Origin of the sequence: Streptomyces sp. Je 1-332 (genome assembly GCF_040730185.1) — a bacterium.
GTDB lineage: Bacteria > Actinomycetota > Actinomycetes > Streptomycetales > Streptomycetaceae > Streptomyces.
In genome coordinates this window covers 5,637,217-5,653,941 of the sequence record NZ_CP160402.1, presented here as the reverse complement: position 1 = coordinate 5,653,941, position 16,725 = coordinate 5,637,217, and the positions used below count along the sequence as shown (strand labels likewise).

Annotated in this window: 13 protein-coding genes; 8 read left to right on the top strand and 5 right to left on the bottom strand. The window is 69.3% G+C overall.

From position 1 onward, the window contains the following. The first annotated feature begins 5 nt into the window (after nt 1–5). The 4 genes from ABXJ52_RS25745 (at nt 6) to ABXJ52_RS25730 (ending at nt 4,997) form a co-directional block, all read left to right on the top strand. Nucleotides 6–833: a carbohydrate ABC transporter permease gene (locus tag ABXJ52_RS25745; protein ID WP_367049262.1), complete on the top strand. Its 828-nt coding sequence runs from the start codon at nt 6–8 to the stop codon at nt 831–833. 60 nt (nt 834–893) lie between these two features. Continuing rightward, nucleotides 894–3,152 (top strand): serine/threonine-protein kinase, encoded by a 2,259-nt coding sequence (locus tag ABXJ52_RS25740; protein WP_367045040.1) that lies wholly within the window; start codon nt 894–896, stop codon nt 3,150–3,152. A 246-nt stretch (nt 3,153–3,398) separates the two neighbouring features. Continuing rightward, complete coding sequence (locus tag ABXJ52_RS25735) at nt 3,399–4,055, top strand: hypothetical protein (protein ID WP_367045037.1); 657 nt, start codon at nt 3,399–3,401, stop codon at nt 4,053–4,055. Nucleotides 4,056–4,250: 195 nt separating this feature from the next. Beyond that, entirely contained in the window at nt 4,251–4,997 is a 747-nt protein-coding gene (locus ABXJ52_RS25730; protein ID WP_367045036.1) for a helix-turn-helix transcriptional regulator, read from the top strand. A gap of 33 nt (nt 4,998–5,030) precedes the next feature. On the opposite strand, the gene ABXJ52_RS25725 is transcribed toward ABXJ52_RS25730, so the two are convergent. After that, nucleotides 5,031–6,056, bottom strand: a complete 1,026-nt coding sequence (locus tag ABXJ52_RS25725) for a 6-phosphofructokinase (RefSeq protein ID WP_367045035.1) — start codon at nt 6,054–6,056, stop codon at nt 5,031–5,033. 357 nt (nt 6,057–6,413) lie between these two features. Here ABXJ52_RS25725 and pta point away from each other — a divergent pair, with 357 nt between their 5' ends. The 3 genes from pta to pyk all read left to right on the top strand — a co-directional run bounded on the left by pta (nt 6,414) and on the right by pyk (nt 11,276). After that, nucleotides 6,414–8,501 carry a phosphate acetyltransferase gene (gene pta, locus ABXJ52_RS25720; RefSeq protein WP_367045034.1) on the top strand — a complete coding sequence of 696 codons (2,088 nt, stop codon included), beginning with the start codon at nt 6,414–6,416 and terminating at the stop codon, nt 8,499–8,501. 23 nt (nt 8,502–8,524) lie between these two features. Continuing rightward, complete coding sequence (locus ABXJ52_RS25715; RefSeq protein WP_367045033.1) at nt 8,525–9,736, top strand: acetate kinase; 1,212 nt, start codon at nt 8,525–8,527, stop codon at nt 9,734–9,736. A gap of 109 nt (nt 9,737–9,845) precedes the next feature. Then, the gene (gene pyk, locus ABXJ52_RS25710; protein WP_367045032.1) at nt 9,846–11,276 is read left to right on the top strand and encodes a pyruvate kinase; all 1,431 of its coding nucleotides are present in this window, start codon (nt 9,846–9,848) and stop codon (nt 11,274–11,276) included. Nucleotides 11,277–11,352: 76 nt separating this feature from the next. On the opposite strand, the gene ABXJ52_RS25705 is transcribed toward pyk, so the two are convergent. The 4 genes from ABXJ52_RS25705 to ABXJ52_RS25690 all read right to left on the bottom strand — a co-directional run bounded on the left by ABXJ52_RS25705 (nt 11,353) and on the right by ABXJ52_RS25690 (nt 15,598). Next, entirely contained in the window at nt 11,353–12,702 is a 1,350-nt protein-coding gene (locus ABXJ52_RS25705) for a hypothetical protein (protein WP_367045031.1), read from the bottom strand. Beyond that, on the bottom strand, nt 12,692–13,246 hold the full coding sequence (locus ABXJ52_RS25700) for a DUF6114 domain-containing protein (RefSeq protein WP_367045030.1): 555 nt from the start codon (nt 13,244–13,246) through the stop codon (nt 12,692–12,694). The genes ABXJ52_RS25705 and ABXJ52_RS25700 overlap by 11 nt, the downstream gene beginning before the upstream one ends. A 138-nt stretch (nt 13,247–13,384) precedes the next feature. Continuing rightward, nucleotides 13,385–14,002 carry a DUF6230 family protein gene (locus ABXJ52_RS25695; RefSeq protein WP_367045029.1) on the bottom strand — a complete coding sequence of 206 codons (618 nt, stop codon included), beginning with the start codon at nt 14,000–14,002 and terminating at the stop codon, nt 13,385–13,387. 609 nt (nt 14,003–14,611) lie between these two features. Then, nucleotides 14,612–15,598: a tetratricopeptide repeat protein gene (locus ABXJ52_RS25690; protein WP_367045028.1), complete on the bottom strand. Its 987-nt coding sequence runs from the start codon at nt 15,596–15,598 to the stop codon at nt 14,612–14,614. Nucleotides 15,599–16,002: 404 nt separating this feature from the next. Here ABXJ52_RS25690 and ABXJ52_RS25685 point away from each other — a divergent pair, with 404 nt between their 5' ends. Further along, the gene (locus tag ABXJ52_RS25685; protein ID WP_367045027.1) at nt 16,003–16,650 is read left to right on the top strand and encodes a TetR/AcrR family transcriptional regulator; all 648 of its coding nucleotides are present in this window, start codon (nt 16,003–16,005) and stop codon (nt 16,648–16,650) included. Nucleotides 16,651–16,725 lie beyond the last annotated feature (75 nt).

Genomic DNA, 16,725 nt, shown 5'->3' with positions numbered 1-16,725 from the left:
GCACGATGGGTTCACGCCGTACGACACGGCGGCTCGCGGCGGACGCGGGGCTGCTCGTGGTCGCCGCCGCGTTCGTACTGCCGCTGGCCTGGGTGATCCTGTCCTCGCTCGACACCGAGGCGGACCTCAAGGTGAAGGTCCCCGACGGCATCACCCTGGACAACTACGACGCGGTCCTGACCCCGGAGATCACCTTCACGCCCCTGCTCAACAGCCTGCTCCTGTGCGGCGGCGGCACCCTCCTGACGGTGGTCTGCGCGGCGCTCGCCGCCTACCCGCTCTCCCGCTTCAGGTCCCGCCTGAACCGCCCCTTCATGCTGACGATCCTCTTCGCGACGAGCCTGCCGATCACGGCGATCATGGTCCCGGTGTACGCGCTGTTCGTCCAGGTCGACCTGATCGACACGATGCAGGGCACGATCTTCTTCTTCGCCGCGTCCCAACTCCCCTTCGCCATCTGGCTGATGAAGAACTTCATGGACGGCGTCCCGAAGGAGCTGGAGGAGGCGGCGTGGACGGACGGCGCGTCCTCGTTCCAGTCCCTGCTGCGGATCGTGCTCCCCCTGATGGGACCGGGGGTGGCGGTGGTGACGGTCTTCTCCTTCGTGATGATGTGGGGCAACTTCTTCGTCCCCTTCATGCTCCTGCTCACGCCGGAGCAGATGCCCGCGTCGGTGAGCATCAACGACTTCTTCGGCAACAAGGGAACAGTGGTCTATGGCCAGTTGGCGGCGTTCTCGATCATCTACTCGACGCCGGTGATTCTGCTGTACGTTCTGATCTCGCGCCGCTTGGGCGGCGGTTTCGCGCTGGGGGGTGCGGTGAAGGGCTGACAGACCCTGCTTCGTCCGCCCGTCCCTCTGACTAGGATCACCGGGTCTGAGGGAGGGCACATGCGGGGGCGTTTGCTGAACGGCCGGTACGAGCTGCTCGAACGGCTCGGCGCGGGCGGCATGGGAGAGGTGTGGCGGGCTCGGGACGAGAGCCTGAGCCGCGAGGTGGCGGTCAAACTCTTCCAGCCGGAGGGCTCGAGAGGCGAAGAAGACGGGGAAGACAGGGAAGCCGACGCGGACGAGCCGGTACAGCTCCTTGCGCGCTTCCGGCAGGAGGCGCGCGCCGCGGCCTCGCTGGACAGCCCGTACATCGTGGCCGTACACGACCACGGCACGGACAACACCGACAGCTCCCGGCCCCCGACTCCGTACTTGGTGATGGCCCTGGTGCAGGGGCGCTCGCTCGACCGAGTGCTGCGCGCAAGCGTGCGCGCCTCCGTGGCGGACGCGCTGCGCTGGGCGGCGGACATCTGCCGCGCCCTGGAGACCGCCCACGCGGCGGGCATCGTGCACCGCGACATCAAACCCGGCAACGTCATGATCACACCTGACGGCTCCGCCAAGGTCGTCGACTTCGGCATCGCGACGTTCATGGAGCGCGCGGCGGGCGACTCCCGCCTCACACGGACCGGTCAGCTGCCGTTCGGCAGCGTGCCGTATCTGGCGCCGGAGCGGTTCCGCCAGGAGGCGGGTGACGGCCGCACCGACCTGTACGCGCTCGGCTGCGTACTCTACGAACTCCTCATCGGCAGACCGCCGTTCACCGGCACGGCAGCCGGCGTCATGTACAACCACGTCAACGACGCACCCCTGCGGCCTTCGCGGGCACGGGCAGAGGTGACGGCGCCGGTGGACCGCCTGGTCCTGGACCTCCTGGCCAAGGACCCCGCGGAGCGCCCGGCGGACGCCGGGACGACGCTGGAGCGGATTATGGCGGCGGCGGAGTCGCTGCACGACGGGGCGGCGGCACGGGACGTACGGGACGCGGGGGCCGAAGAGGACCCCGCACCGGAGGCCATAGCCGACGCCGTCCCCGCCCCCGTGGAGGTGGAGGACGCCCGCCCCCAGCCGTCAGCGGTAGGCAAGGAAGCCACGGCCACGACCCCGCCCCCGCCCGCGCCGCGCCGCCGCTCGCGCGGGCGGCGTCTGCTGCTCCCCGCCGCGCTCGCCTTGGCGGTCAGCATCCCGGCGGGCCTTGGCATACGGTCCCTCACGGCACCCGACACCGATTCCACGCCCGCGTCCGGCGCCGGGGCCGCCCCGACGGTCTACGAGATCGGTGTGGCCCACAGCTACACCCATGTCGGCGCAGGGGGTTCAACCGACGAGTACGAGAAGTCGGAGTACACGCAGTTCACGACGCAGCAGAAGCGCACAGTCGCGTCCGCCTTCTCCGAGGCGCTCGGCGCGAAGGCCGGCAGCCGCTTCCGCCTCGTCCCCGTGTCCGCCGACCCGGACACGACGTCTCGCGAAATGCTCGCGAAGCACCCCAGGATGCTCACCGTCATCGGGGACACAGTCGACTTCTCCTGGGTGCACGACACGGACGAGGCGTTCCTGCCGGAGATCAGCACGTGCCACGAAGTCGCCCACGCCGGGGGCGCGTTCGCGATCCCGGCCGACGAGGCGCGGCAGGGCGAGGCGATGGCCGAGTACCTCCTGGACCGGACCGATGCGCGCCGTGTCCTGGTGGCGGAGGACAAGATCTGGACGGACCGCGAGGACGGCATCGGCACGGCGCTGCGCAGGGCGGGCATGACGGCCAAGGCGCTGGACACCGGCCCGGACGAGGTGAAGTCGTCACAGATCCCGGAGTTGGCCGCAGGGGCGCGGGCGGACGCGGTGGTGGTGCCATCCGGTTCGGACATACCCCGGTGGGCCGCCAAGCTTCGGACCGACGGCTTCAAGGGTCCCATCCTCACCCAGAGCGCGCCCGAAGGTGTCTGCGAGGACTCGGAGGAGCGAGCGAGGGCGGAGCAGTCGGCCAAGTCCATCCCCGAGGGCGTCCTGCGCACCCGCAACTACGCGGGCGAACCCGACGACAACCTCCCCGCACGCGGCAACCAGGAGCTCTACGACGGCGCGCTCGCCCTGGCCACCGCGCTCAAGAAACTCCCGGCGACCGGCTCGCCCACATCGCTCCGGCACACCCTGGACCGTGAGATCCAGAACGTCTCGGTGAACGGCACCCTCTCGGAGGTGTCTTTCGAAAAGCGCCGCTCAGCACGCGAACGCCCGGTGTGGTTCGACCGCCGGGAGGAGGGCGCTTGGTCCGAAATGGGCAAGGTGGACAGGGAGTTCGAGCCGACGAAAGGGTAGTGGCCCTCCGTCATCAACACATGGAACTGCTGCTCCTCGTAAGGAACCCCGGGCGGCAGGGCGGCAATGTGCCAGTGAAGATGACGGCGACGGCCCCTGCGATCCCTGGACTTGACGCCCCGCCCGTATCCACCGGGATGAACCCCTCACGCCCCATTGCTCAGCAGATATCTCTCTGGTGCCATAGATCAGCTCCCACTAGCGTGCCTAGCTCGCGCCAACTCCCACCCTCACCAGGAGCCGTCAGTGAACCGCCCTCTCCGTCTCGCGACGGTCGCCCTCACCGCCGCCGCGGCCCTGCTGCTGACGTCCTGCGGCAGCGGCGACGACGAAGCCAAGGACAACGACAAGATGGCTGGGGCAGAGCAGGAGGACGGCAAGAAGTCGACGTCACCGAGCGCGAGCCCGTCGGAGGAATCCGGCCGCCCCAAGATCAAGCTCCCGGACGATCTGACCATGACCTTCGAGGAGCCCCGGACCGGGGACGCCGTGAAGAAGGCAGTGCTGGCGGACGACGCCGAGCGCATGCGAGCCGTGAACGCCGCGATCACGGGGACGGATCCGACGGCCGAGGCGGTCGGCTATTACAACACCGGAAAAGCGTTGGAAGCATCGGCGTCCTGGATCGAGGAGTTCAAGGCCGCTGATCTCTCCCTCACGGGAACAGTGCGCTACTACGACCATCAAGTGACGCTCAAGGACAAGAAGACCGCCACGCTCTCTTTCTGCGCGGACGAAAGCAAGGGCTACACCAAGAGCAAGAAGAACGACAAGACCAACAAGACTCCGGTGACCAAGAACAGCTACGTCTCCTACAACACACAGCTGATCAAGAACGATGCCGGCACATGGCAGACATCGCAGATCATCTCCACAAGGGGGGCAGCTAGATGCCAACCGTAGGAAGGCAACAGCCCTGACGGCGCTCTTCGCGGGGATAGCGGTGGCCGGAGCCACTCTTCCGGGAGTACGCGCCCGCGCTGGACGCAGCGCCAGGCGCACACAATGCCCCGTAATACCCCCCGTAGCTTCGCACCACCCGCAACCTCGTATGAACGCACCGTAGTCGTCGGGCCCCCGCGCCCATACCGTGTGCCCGTGCAACCGAGCCAACCGCCGCACCAGCCCTCCCAGTCCTCTCAGTCCTCCCAGCCCACGCCCCCGTTCAACTTCCCCGCCGCCCGGCGCCTTCGTGAGGCGCTCGGGATGGCGCATGGGCATGTCGCCTATGGCATGCGGGCCAGCTACGGGCTCAGCTACGTCACCCCGGAGACCATCGCCGCCTGGGAGCGTGGACTCGCCGCGCCCACCTCCGCCGAGCTCACCGCCCTCGCGGGGACCCTGTGGTGTTCCCCCGGTGAACTCATGGGCGCCGCGACCACCCTGCGCGAGCACCGGATCGCCCGTGGGCTCGCGCCCGAGGACGTGGCGCGGGGGGCGGGGGTCGAGCTCCAGGTCTATCTGCACATGGAGGAGACCAACACCTGGCGCGGCAACGAGCGGCAGTCCGCAGCCCTGGCGGAAGTGCTGCGGCTGCCCCTGCCCGACTTCATCAACGTCACCGGGCGCGGCGAGGACCTCGCCGACCTGCTGCGCCGCGCCGTGACCACCCGCTGGCAGGGGTACGTGCGGCCCGTGGGCAAGATGCTGCCCGTGCGGAAACGGCACGTGGAAGATGTGCTTCAGCAGCTGCACGCCGACTACCAGTCGCGCATGGTGCGTACCCTCAGCTGGGGCGGCGGCGCCGGGGCCGATGCCTCGGGGAGCGCCGGGCAGGACTTCCTCGACAAGATCCTGGAGCACTTCTGGGCCCAGGTGCGGGGGACGGGGAGCGGCGGGGGCTGAGCCGGCCGCCACCGGCCACTCCCGAGGGGCCTCCTAGAACACCGACTCCGCCTCGTCCATCCGGTCCTTCGGCACCGTCTTCAGCTCGGTGACCGCCTCCGCGAGCGGCACCATCGTGATGTCCGTGCCCCGCAGCGCCGTCATGCGGCCGAAGTCCTCGCGGTGCGCCGCCTCCACCGCGTGCCAGCCGAAGCGGGTGGCGAGGACGCGGTCGTACGCCGTCGGGGTGCCGCCGCGCTGCACGTGGCCGAGGATGACCGGCTTGGCCTCCTTGCCGAGGCGGGTCTCCAGTTCGTACGCGAGCGCCGTTCCGATGCCCTGGAAGCGCTCGTGGCCGAACTGGTCGATCGCGCCCTTGCCGTAGTTCATGGTGCCGTCGGCCGGGTGCGCGCCCTCCGCGACGCAGATCACCGCGAACTTCTTGCCGCGCGAGAACCGCTCCTCCACCATCTTCACCAGGTCGGCGGGGTCGAAGGCACGCTCGGGCAGGCAGATGCCGTGGGCACCGCCCGCCATGCCGGACTCCAGGGCGATCCAGCCCGCGTGCCGGCCCATGACCTCGACGACCATCACACGCTGGTGGGACTCGGCCGTCGTCTTGAGACGGTCCATCGCCTCCGTCGCGACTCCCACCGCCGTGTCGAAGCCGAAGGTGCGGTCCGTGGAGGAGATGTCGTTGTCGATCGTCTTCGGGACCCCCACCACCGGCAGGCCCGCGTCCGACAGCATCTTCGCGGCCGTGAGCGTGCCCTCGCCGCCGATCGGGATCAGGACGTCGAAGCCGATCTCCTTGGCGAGCGCGCGCGCGTCCTCGCAGGCCGCGCGGAAGCGGTCCCGCTCCAGGCGTGAGGAGCCGAGAATCGTTCCACCACGGGCGAGGATGCCGCTGACCGCGTTCAGGTCGAGCTGGCGGTAGCGGCCGTCGAGCAGGCCCGCGTAACCGTCCTCGAAGCCGATGACCTCGTCGCCGTAGTGCGTGACGGCTCGGTGCACGACCGACCGGATCACTGCGTTGAGGCCGGGGCAGTCGCCGCCTGCGGTGAGAATTCCGATGCGCATCGTGCTGTGTCTCCTGCTCGCTGTTGATGCGTGTGAGCCGGTCTGATTGTTCCATGGCCGCGAACCCGTCGCCGCTCACGCATCAGGCGTAGCCGCCCGCGGCTGCTCCGGCCGATCCTGGGGAGGAGGCCCTTGGGCCCGCTCCACGAGGCCTTTCGTCCGGCGGGCGACCTAACCAGCCACAGAGGTATTGTCAAGAGGGCACGGCAACCATATCGGGTCATTTGTCCGGCCCTGATGGCACTGGCCTGATGGCACTGGCCTGATGGAACTGGCCCTGCTGGAACTGGCCCGGTCCCGCCGGGTACCCAGGACACAGGAACACAGGACACCGCAGCGAAGAAGGGGAGAACACGCGTGACGCGCAGCGTGTACGTGACCGGGATCGACCGGGGCGACGGCCGCCAGGTCATCGAGCTGGGAGTCATGGAACTCCTGACCCGCCAGGTCGACCGGGTGGGGGTCTTCCGTCCGCTGGTCCACGACGGGCCCGACCGTCTCTTCGATCTTCTGCGGGCCCGGTACCGGCTCGCGCAGGACGCCGCGTCCGGATACGGCATGGACTACCACGAAGCGTCCGCCATCCAGGCCGAGCAGGGCACCGACGAGCTGGTCTCCCAGCTCGTCGACCGCTTTCACCGGGTGGCGCGGGACTACGAGATCGTCCTCGTGCTCGGCACGGACTTCGCCGACACCCAGCTCCCGGACGAGCTCTCCCTCAACGCCCGCCTCGCCAACGAGTTCGGGGCGTCGGTGATAGCCGTCGTCGGCGGCAAGAACCAGACCGCGGACTCCGTCCACGCCGAGACGCGCAACGCCTACCGCGCGTACGAGAGCCTGGGCTGCGACGTCCTGGCGATGGTCACCAACCGGGTGGCGCCCGCCGACCGCGACGAGATCCACGAAGGCCTCGCGGCCGGCCTGCCCGTCCCCAGCTACGTCCTGCCGGACGAACCCGCCCTCGCGGCGCCCACGGTCGCCCAGATCACCCACGCGCTCGGCGGGCGGGTCGTACTCGGTGACGACGCGGGTCTCGCGCGAGACGCGCTCGACTTCGTCTTCGGCGGCGCGATGCTGCCGAACTTCCTGAACGCCCTGACCCCGGGCTGCCTCGTGGTCACCCCCGGCGACCGCGCCGACCTCGTCGTCGGCTCGCTCGCCGCGCACAGCGCCGGTACGCCGCCCATCGCGGGCGTCCTGCTCACCCTCAACGAGCAGCCGGGCGAGGCGATCCTGAAGCTCGCCGACCGCCTCGCGCCCGGCACCCCGGTCATCGCGGTCTCCGGCGGGTCCTTCCCCACCGCGGGTGAACTCTTCGCTCTGGAAGGGAAGTTGAACGCCGCAACGCCGCGCAAGGCGGAGACGGCCCTCGGGCTCTTCGAGCGGTACGTCGACACGGCGGGGCTGCTCAGCCGCGTACAGGCCCCGAGCAGCGACCGCGTCACGCCGATGATGTTCGAGCACAAGCTCCTGGAGCAGGCACGCTCCGACAAGCGCCGCGTCGTGCTGCCCGAGGGCACCGAGGAGCGCGTCCTGCGCGCCGCCGACGTGCTCCTTCGCCGCGGCGTCTGCGACCTGACGCTGCTCGGCCCGGCCGAGCAGATCCGCAAGAAGGCCGCGGACCTCGGCGTCGACCTCGCGGGATCGCAGCTCATCGATCCGCACACCTCCGAACTGCGGGACGCGTTCGCCGCCAAGTACGCCGAACTGCGCGCCCACAAGGGCGTCACCGTCGAGCTCGCCTACGACGTCGTCGCGGACGTGAACTACTTCGGCACCCTGATGGTGCAGGAAGGGTTCGCCGACGGCATGGTGTCGGGTTCCGTTCACTCCACGGCCGCCACGATCCGGCCCGCGTTCGAGATCATCAAGACCAAGCCGGACGCCTCGATCGTGTCGTCCGTCTTCTTCATGTGCCTCGCCGACAAGGTCCTCGTCTACGGCGACTGCGCGGTGAACCCGGATCCCAACGCCGTGCAGCTCGCCGACATCGCGGTCCAGGCGGCCGCCACCGCCGAGCAGTTCGGTGTGGAGCCGCGGATCGCGATGCTGTCGTACTCGACGGGTACGTCGGGTTCGGGCGCCGACGTCGACAAGGTGCGCGAGGCGACGGAGCTGGTGCGGGAGAGCCGGGGTGATCTGAAGATCGAGGGGCCGATCCAGTACGACGCCGCCGTGGAGCCCTCGGTCGCGGCGACGAAGCTGCCGGACTCGGAGGTCGCGGGCCAGGCCAGCGTGCTGATCTTCCCGGACCTGAACACCGGCAACAACACGTACAAGGCCGTGCAGCGCTCGGCCGGCGCGATCGCGGTCGGACCGGTTCTGCAGGGCCTGCGCAAGCCGGTCAACGACCTGTCGCGGGGTGCTCTCGTGCAGGACATCGTGAACACCGTCGTGATCACCGCGATCCAGGCCCAGGGCCCGGCCGTCGCCCCCTCCGTATGACGTCTACAGAAAGCATTCCTCCCGTGAGCGCCACCCGCGTCCTCGTCCTCAACTCCGGCTCCTCGTCGGTGAAGTACCAGCTGCTCGACATGAGCGACAGCTCACGCCTCGCGGTCGGCCTGGTCGAGCGCATCGGCGAGGAGACCTCGCGGCTCAAGCACACCCCCCTGACGGGTGGCGGCGGCGAGCGTGAGCGCGAGGAGCCGATCGCCGACCACGAGGCCGCCCTGAAGGCGGTCGCAGCCGAGCTGGCCGCCGACGGGCTCGGCCTCGACTCCCCCGAGCTGGCCGCGATCGGTCACCGCGTGGTGCACGGCGGCCTGAAGTTCACCGCGCCGACGGTCATCACGGACGACGTGCTCGCGGAGATCGAGCGCCTCGTCCCGGTGGCGCCGCTGCACAACCCGGCCAACATCACCGGCATCCGCACGGCGCAGGCGCTGCGCCCGGATCTGCCGCAGGTCGCCGTGTTCGACACGGCGTTCCACACGACGATGCCGGAGGCGGCCGCCCGCTACGCGATCGACGTGGCCACCGCAGACGAGCACCGCGTGCGGCGCTACGGCTTCCACGGGACGTCGCACGCGTACGTGTCCCGCGAGACCGCCAAGCTGCTCGGCAAGGCTCCGGCGGACGTGAACGTCATCGTGCTGCACCTGGGCAACGGCGCTTCCGCGAGCGCCGTGCGGGGCGGCAGGTGCGTGGAGACCTCGATGGGGCTCACCCCGCTTGAGGGGCTCGTGATGGGTACCCGTTCCGGTGACGTGGATCCGGCGGTCGTCTTCCACCTGGCCCGCGTCGGCGGGATGTCGATCGACGAGGTCGACACCCTGCTCAACAAGAAGAGCGGTCTGGTCGGTCTCTGCGGCGACAACGACATGCGGGAGATCCGGCGCCGGGTCGATGAGGGTGATGAGGCCGCCTCGCTCGCGTTCGACATCTACATTCACCGTCTGAAGAAGTACATCGGCGCCTATTACGCGGTGCTCGGCCGGGTGGACGCCATCGCGTTCACGGCGGGGGTCGGTGAGAACGCGGCGCCGGTGCGGGAGGCTGCCGTCGCGGGTCTGGAGGAGCTGGGGCTCGCGGTCGACGGAGAACTCAACGCTGTACGTTCCGACGAGGCGCGGCTGATCTCACCGGAGTACGCGCGGGTCGCGGTCGCCGTCGTCCCCACCGACGAGGAGCTGGAGATCGCGCAGCAGACGTACGCACTGGTCGGGAACCCGTCATAACCGCAATTCTCAGGAATTCAGAACGCCTCGCCTGAGCGCAGTACCGCCCATTTGTAGATTCCACCAGACGGAATATTCCGTAGCGAAACAAACCGATAGGATCGCCCCTATGCGCCGTTCCAAAATCGTCTGCACGCTGGGCCCCGCCGTCGACTCCGAAGAGCAGCTCGTCTCGCTGATCGAGGCCGGCATGAACGTGGCCCGCTTCAATTTCAGCCACGGCACGCACGCCGAGCACCAGGGGCGGTACGACCGCGTCCGTGCGGCTGCCGACAAGACCGGCCGTGCCGTCGGCGTCCTCGCCGACCTGCAGGGTCCGAAGATCCGTCTGGAGACCTTCGCCGAGGGACCCGTCGAGCTGGTGCGCGGTGACGAGTTCACCATCACCACCGAGGACGTCCCCGGCGACAAGTCCATCTGTGGCACCACCTACAAGGGCCTGCCCGGTGACGTCTCCAAGGGCGACCAGGTCCTGATCAACGACGGCAACGTCGAGCTGCGGGTCGTCGAGGTGAGCGGGCCGCAGGTGAAGACGATCGTCGTCGAGGGCGGCGTCATCTCCGACCACAAGGGCATCAACCTGCCCGGCGCGGCCGTGAACGTGCCCGCGCTCTCCGAGAAGGACGTCGAGGACCTGCGCTTCGCCCTGAAGATGGGCTGCGACATGGTCGCCCTGTCCTTCGTGCGCGACGCCGGTGACGTCAAGGACGTGCACAAGGTGATGGACGAGGAGGGCCGCCGGGTCCCCGTCATCGCCAAGGTGGAGAAGCCGCAGGCCGTCGCCAACATGGAGGGCGTCGTCGCGGCCTTCGACGCCGTCATGGTCGCCCGTGGTGACCTGGCCGTCGAGTATCCGCTCGAGAAGGTCCCGATGGTGCAGAAGCGCCTGGTGGAGATGTGCCGCCGTAACGCCAAGCCGGTGATCGTCGCGACCCAGATGATGGAGTCGATGATCACCAACTCGCGTCCCACGCGCGCCGAGGCGTCCGATGTCGCCAACGCGATCCTGGACGGTGCGGACGCGGTCATGCTGTCCGCCGAGTCGTCCGTGGGCGCCTACCCGATCGAGACCGTCAAGACGATGTCGAAGATCGTCGCGGCGGCCGAGGAGGAGCTGCTCTCCAAGGGTCTGCAGCCGCTCGTGCCCGGCAAGAAGCCGCGTACGCAGGGTGGTTCGGTGGCCCGTGCCGCGTGCGAGATCGCGGACTTCCTGGACGCCGAGGCGCTGATCGCCTTCACGCAGTCCGGTGACACGGCCCGCCGTCTGTCCCGCTACCGCGCGGCCCAGCCGATCCTGGCCTTCACCACCGACCAGGCGACCCGCAACCAGCTCTCGCTGAGCTGGGGCGTGGACTCGTACGTCGTGCCGCACGTCGACAACACCGACGCGATGGTCGACCTCGTCGACGCCGAGCTGGTCAGGCTGAACCGCTTCAACGACGGCGACACCGTGATCATCACGGCGGGCTCGCCTCCCGGTGTCCCCGGCACCACCAACATGGTCCGGGTGCACCACCTGGGCGGCGTCGGCCGCGACTGACACTCCCCTGGTACGACGCTGAGGGCGCCCCCTGGTGCAGGGGGCGCCCTCAGCGCTTTGCGGCTCCCGGTGAAGATCAGTCGGTGATCGTCTGGCTCAGGCCGGGGACGTGCAGGTTGCCGCCGAACTGGCCCGCCTGCTGCACCTTCACGTCCGTGAAGTAGATCAGCGGGATGTTCAGGGGCGGCGGGTGCTCCGGGTCGAACGTGATCGGGATCAGGCCGAAGAGCTTGCCGGAGATCGACTCGGTGTACATCGTCGTCTCGCCGCCACGGATGGTGGACGTGGAGCCCTTCTCGGCCTGGACGTGGTACTTCTTGCCGGCCGGGCCCTCGACGATCTGGTGCAGGTCGCCGATGTCCGTGTTCTGGACGACGTACTTCAGTGCCTGCTTGGAGTTTCCGTTGGGCATCGTCAGGTTCACGACGCCCTGGTAGTCCGCACCTTTGAGGGTGAGCGAGCTGGCTTCCAGGTGCCACGGCTGGTTCGGGATCGGCGCGGGCGTCTGCTCGGCCTTTCCGTCGACCTTCTTCTCGACCACGCACGGGAACGGCTTCTTGCCGTTCTCGTCCGGTGCCATCGGGTCCGCGGACTCCTCGGCCTTCGCCTTGTCGGCAGCCTCTTCGGCGGCCTTCTCGGCGTCCTCCTTGGCCTTGTCGACCGTGTCCCCGGCCTTGTCGGCACCGTCCTTGACGCCGTCCGTGACCCCGTCGACGGTGTCCTTGACGGGCTTGGTGACGTCGTCGACCGTGTCCTTCGCCGAGTCCTTGGCCTTCTCCTCGGAGGTCTTGCTCTCCTCGGAGGCGGAGGGGGTCGGCGTGGGGCTCGCGGATTCCTTCTCGTCGGGCGTGAAGAGGTCCTTGAGCGCGGGACCGACGCCCAGCGGGTCGAGCGGGTTCTTGGTCTCGGAGGGCTCGGGAGCGGGCTCGCCGGCCTTGTCGTCCTCGTCGTCCGAGGGGGACGGGGTCGGCTCGGCCTTGTCGCCGTCGCCGGAGCTGTCGGAGTCCGAGCCCGCCTTGTCACCGGCGGAGGGCGAAGGCGTCGGCTCGGCGGCCTCGTCCTTCTTGGCCGCGTCCTTCTGCGCCTGCTCGGCCTTCTCCTGCTCCGCCTTCTCCTTGTCCGCCTTCTCCTCGGCAGCCTTGTCCGCGTCCTCGGCGTCCTTGGTGGCCTCGGAGGCGTCGTCCGGCGCCGTGACGCACGGGCCGTCCTGGAAGGGGTTCTTCGGCAGCGGCTTGGCCTGCGCGAGCTGGGGGGTCAGGCCCATGCCCATGAGGACGGCGGTCGGCATCGCCGCGATGGCTATCGCCTTGCCCGCCGGGACGTGCAGGCGGGTGAGGAGCGGCTTTCTGGGTGCCGCGTGGCGCGGCCCGGATCTCGCGCGGGGCTCCCCCGCGGAGTCCAGTTGGTGCACCTCGTCAGCCGGCACGGTGCCTCCCGTTCGTCCCGTTGTCCGGGCTCGTTCCTGACAGATCGTCCGTAGTGCCGCTCACCCCGTTCGCGGCCCCCGCGGCCGCGGGCTCCGGCGCCCCGTCGTCAGAGCCTTCGGCCCGCTTCCTGGTGGTTTCCTTCGCCGGCTTGGCCGCCGCCCAGGAGATGCCGAGGGCACCGCCGAGCAGAGCGAGCAGGAAGCCGATGACGAAGCCGCCGAAGTTGGAGACGACCAGAGAGACCAGGGCGAGCAGAATCGCCGCGACACCCGCGAAGATCCGGGAGTGCGGCTGGAACCACATGGTCAGGCCGAGCACGACAAGCAGGACGCCGATGATCAGCGAGCCGGCGCCGGCGGTCGTCGCCATCCGGATCGTCATCGTGCCGAGCGTGAGGTTCGCGTACGGGAAGTACATGATCGGGATGCCGCCGAGCAACGTCAGCAGACCACCCCAGAACGGGCGCTGACCGCGCCACCCTCGGAACGATCGGCGCATCCGGCCGAGCTTGTCGCCCGGCCCCACTTGCGCTTCGGCGCTCATGTCGTACAGCTCCTCGGGGAATGGCGTTGGTTCTGTGTCCTGCGGATTCGGGCACGGGGACGGTTGAGGTCAAGATCCGTGCGCCCCCGCGCCCGGCCGTTCTTCGCTACAAGTACCGCTGTCGAGGCATCAGTTGCCTCAGTAGCACTCGTGCTTGCCCTTCTTCACCGACATGCCCAGACCGGAGAGCTTGAAGGTGCCGGCCGTGGTCGCCCACGCACGCTGCTTGACGTCGGTGAACCGCACCTTGTCAGCCTGCTGCGCGAACGAGTCGGGGGCGTACTTGTCGCCCTTCGACGGGCCCGGGCCCTTGGTGGTCCGGTCGACCGAGACGCCGATGTCGACGTTGGTGAACGTCGCGTCGGCCTTCAGGTCATCGGCGTCGATGTAGAGCTTCTTCGCCTCGACCTTGGGGCCGCCCTTGGCGCCGGCCTTGAGGGTCATCGACACATCGCCGAAGACGGGGACCGGAACGACGACGGACTGACACAGGTTGGTGATCTCGGCCGAGTCGAGGCCGACGACGGCGACCGGGTGGTTACCCGACTTGCCGCTGTCAAGCGCCCCGTACTGGACGAAACCCGTACCGTCGAGCTGGTCGGCAGTCACCTTGAACTGCTGACCGGACACACTGAACGATGCCGCGAGTGCACCCTGCGAGAGGGCCACACCTATCGCGGCAGTCGCCGCGACGCTCGGCACCATGACTACGGCGAACCGCTTCCATCTGGTTCCGCCACGAGCCACGGACTCCATGACTTTCCTCCTTCTCGGACGTACATCTCCGGCCCTGACTGATCCCGTTCGGGCGGCTCAGCCGGGCAGGGATGGGAGAAGCGCTACGTCCTCGGGAGATCACCCCCGAGCGACAACCACTGGTCGCACGCGACACGCACAACCTGCCGGACAGGCCCTGCCGGATGGCAGAGACCCCCCTGTCCAAGGCCGGCGACGGGGTGTCTCCGGCCTGCTCGGTGGGGACCCAGAAAGCCCGCTCCCGACTGGCTTTCGGGCTGCGGGTTATTGGACCGAGCGTCGCCGATCGTGGTGCATTCTCGGGCCTCGCACAAGGGGGTTCGTTACTGGCTAGTAACGGCGCGATAACCGAAGCACGACCGCCCGGTATCGGTCGGCCACGGACGGTGCACCCATGGCCAGGAACAGACCGGGATGTTGAAGGGCACACCAGGACAGAAGGCTGGCCTGGGCTTACTCCAAGTAACAGTGGCCGCGTTTACCAAGTTTTGGTAAAGCGCGGCCACTGTGACGCCTGTGCGGCGAATTTTCACTCGGGCATCACAAGCCCCAACGTTTAGGGACTGGTCAGCGAACGGCCCGAGGGAGCGGTCAGACCCGAGGGAGCGATCAGAAGAGCACCCGCGCGAGCTGCGTGCGCGCGGCGGTCACCCGCGGGTCGTCCGAGCCGACGACCTCGAGGAGTTCGAGCAGCCGCACGCGGGCGGCGTCGCGGTCGTCGCCCGCCGTGCGCCGGACCGCGTCGATGAGCCGCCCGAAGGCGTCCTCCACATGACCGCCCACCAGATCCAGGTCGGCGGCGGTGATCTGCGCGGCCACGTCCGCGGGCCGGTCGGCGGCGTCCTTGCGGACCTGCTGCGGGTCAAGGCCCTGGACGCGCTGCAGCAGTTCGGCCTGGGCGAGGCCGAGCTTGGCCTCCGTGTTGCCCGGGTCGTCGTTCAGTACGTTGCGGTACGCCTGGACGGCGCCGCCCAAGTCACCCGCGTCCAGCGCCTGGACAGCGGCTTCGAGCAGGGCGTCGTACGGCCCGGCGGGCATCTCGGCGACGGGGGCTTCCTGCTGCTCCCCGCCCGCTGCGTCCGGGTCGACGGTGATACCGGTCAGACCGAAGCGCTCCTCGCCGACCTGGATCAACTGGTCCAGGGTCTGGCGGATCTGCTCCACCGGGGCGGCGCCCTGGAAGAGCGGCAGGGCCTGTCCGGCCACCACCGCGAAGACCGCCGGGATCCCCTGGACCCCGAACTGCTGCATCAGCATCTGGTTGGCGTCGACGTCGATCTTGGCGAGGACGAAACGGCCGTTGTACTCCCGCGCGAGGCCTTCGAGCAGCGGGCTCAGCTGCTTGCACGGCTCGCACCACTCGGCCCAGAAGTCGATGACGACGGGTACTTCGGTGGAGCGCTGCAGGACCTCGCGCTCGAAGCCTGCCTCGTCGACGTCGATGACAAGGCTCGACGGCGAGACGCCCGGTACGGCGCCCCCGCCCTGCCGGGCCGCTTCGGCGCGCGCCTGCTCCGCCTTCGCCTTGGCCTCCTGGGCCGCCTTCACGGCGGCGAGGTCGACGACTCCGCTCATGGACATGTTCCGTGGCTGCATGAGTACATCCTCCCCCAAGCCGTGCGGGAACCGCGCCCGTCCGAGGCCCCCCGCCGGATTGCGGGGCCGCGGACGGTCGTGGCGCCAAGGTCCCGAGGAGGACCGATGGTTGTGGCGCAGGGTCCCCACCCTGTGCCGGTGCGTGCCGCTCTGGTTGTCGCTGTGGTTGTCGCTCTGGTTGTCGCTGGTCATGCGCGGCGAAAGAAAGTGGGCGCCGAGGAGTTGCCGTTCATCTCGCCCACTTCTCTTTCGCTACGACTCGTAGCGTAACTGCCCTGCGCCGATGTGTGGACGGCGGGCCGGCGCGAACTTCGGTGATCTGCCTCACTCGCCATCTCTCACGCGTCATCTGCCTCACTCACCACCGATCCGACCCATGCCGTACTGGCCGGTATGGTCACGGGATGCAGAGCCGCATCCCCGCACCCGCCCGCACCGGCGGCCGCCCCCGCAACGCAGCGGCGGACACCGCGATCCTGGAGTCGACCCGTCAGGCCCTGGTCGAGCTGGGCTGGTCCAAGCTGACCCTGGGCGACGTCGCCACGCGTGCGGGCGTCGCCAAGACGACCCTCTACCGGCGCTGGGCGGGCAAGAGCGAGCTGGTCGTGGACGCGGTGGCGGAACTGTTCGACGAGCTGGAGCTGCCGGACCGCGGCAGCCTGGCCGCGGACATCGAGGGTGTGGTGCTCCAGTTCGCGGCGCTGCTCGGCCGTCCCGAGACGAAGACCGCGCTGATGGCGGTGGTGGCCGAGTCGACGACGGACGAGCCGCTGCGGGAGCGGATCCGTACGTCGATCGTGGACCGCCAGAAGCGGTTGGTCCTCGCGGGGCGTAAGCGGGCACAGGAGCGGGGGGAACTCCCCGCGGAGCCCGACCCCGCGGCGGCCGGCCGCACCGCGGACCTCATCTTCGACGTGATCGCGGGCGCGGTGGTCCACCGCGCCCTGGTCAGCGCGGAACCGGTGGACGAGGCCTGGGCCCACCGCTTCACGCTGTTGCTCCTGGGGGGCCTGGCGGCGACAACTGGCCCCGGGGCCTCCACCAGCCCCTGAGCGGGCCCGGCACTGCCGGTGCCCGGACGCTGGCGCTGGCTGGGACGGCTCCCTGCCCTGCGGCTGGGGCTGGGG

What these genes read in the sequence shown, in the direction of transcription:
- ABXJ52_RS25745 (WP_367049262.1), top strand. Translation starts at nt 6, where the DNA reads ATGGGTTCACGCCGTACGACACGGCGGCTCGCGGCGGACGCGGGGCTG.
- ABXJ52_RS25740 (WP_367045040.1), top strand. Translation starts at nt 894, where the DNA reads ATGCGGGGGCGTTTGCTGAACGGCCGGTACGAGCTGCTCGAACGGCTC.
- ABXJ52_RS25725 (WP_367045035.1), bottom strand. Translation starts at nt 6,056, where the DNA reads ATGCGCATCGGAATTCTCACCGCAGGCGGCGACTGCCCCGGCCTCAAC.
- pyk (WP_367045032.1), top strand. Translation starts at nt 9,846, where the DNA reads ATGCGCCGTTCCAAAATCGTCTGCACGCTGGGCCCCGCCGTCGACTCC.
- ABXJ52_RS25700 (WP_367045030.1), bottom strand. Translation starts at nt 13,246, where the DNA reads ATGAGCGCCGAAGCGCAAGTGGGGCCGGGCGACAAGCTCGGCCGGATG.
- ABXJ52_RS25695 (WP_367045029.1), bottom strand. Translation starts at nt 14,002, where the DNA reads ATGGAGTCCGTGGCTCGTGGCGGAACCAGATGGAAGCGGTTCGCCGTA.
- ABXJ52_RS25690 (WP_367045028.1), bottom strand. Translation starts at nt 15,598, where the DNA reads ATGCAGCCACGGAACATGTCCATGAGCGGAGTCGTCGACCTCGCCGCC.
- ABXJ52_RS25685 (WP_367045027.1), top strand. Translation starts at nt 16,003, where the DNA reads ATGCAGAGCCGCATCCCCGCACCCGCCCGCACCGGCGGCCGCCCCCGC.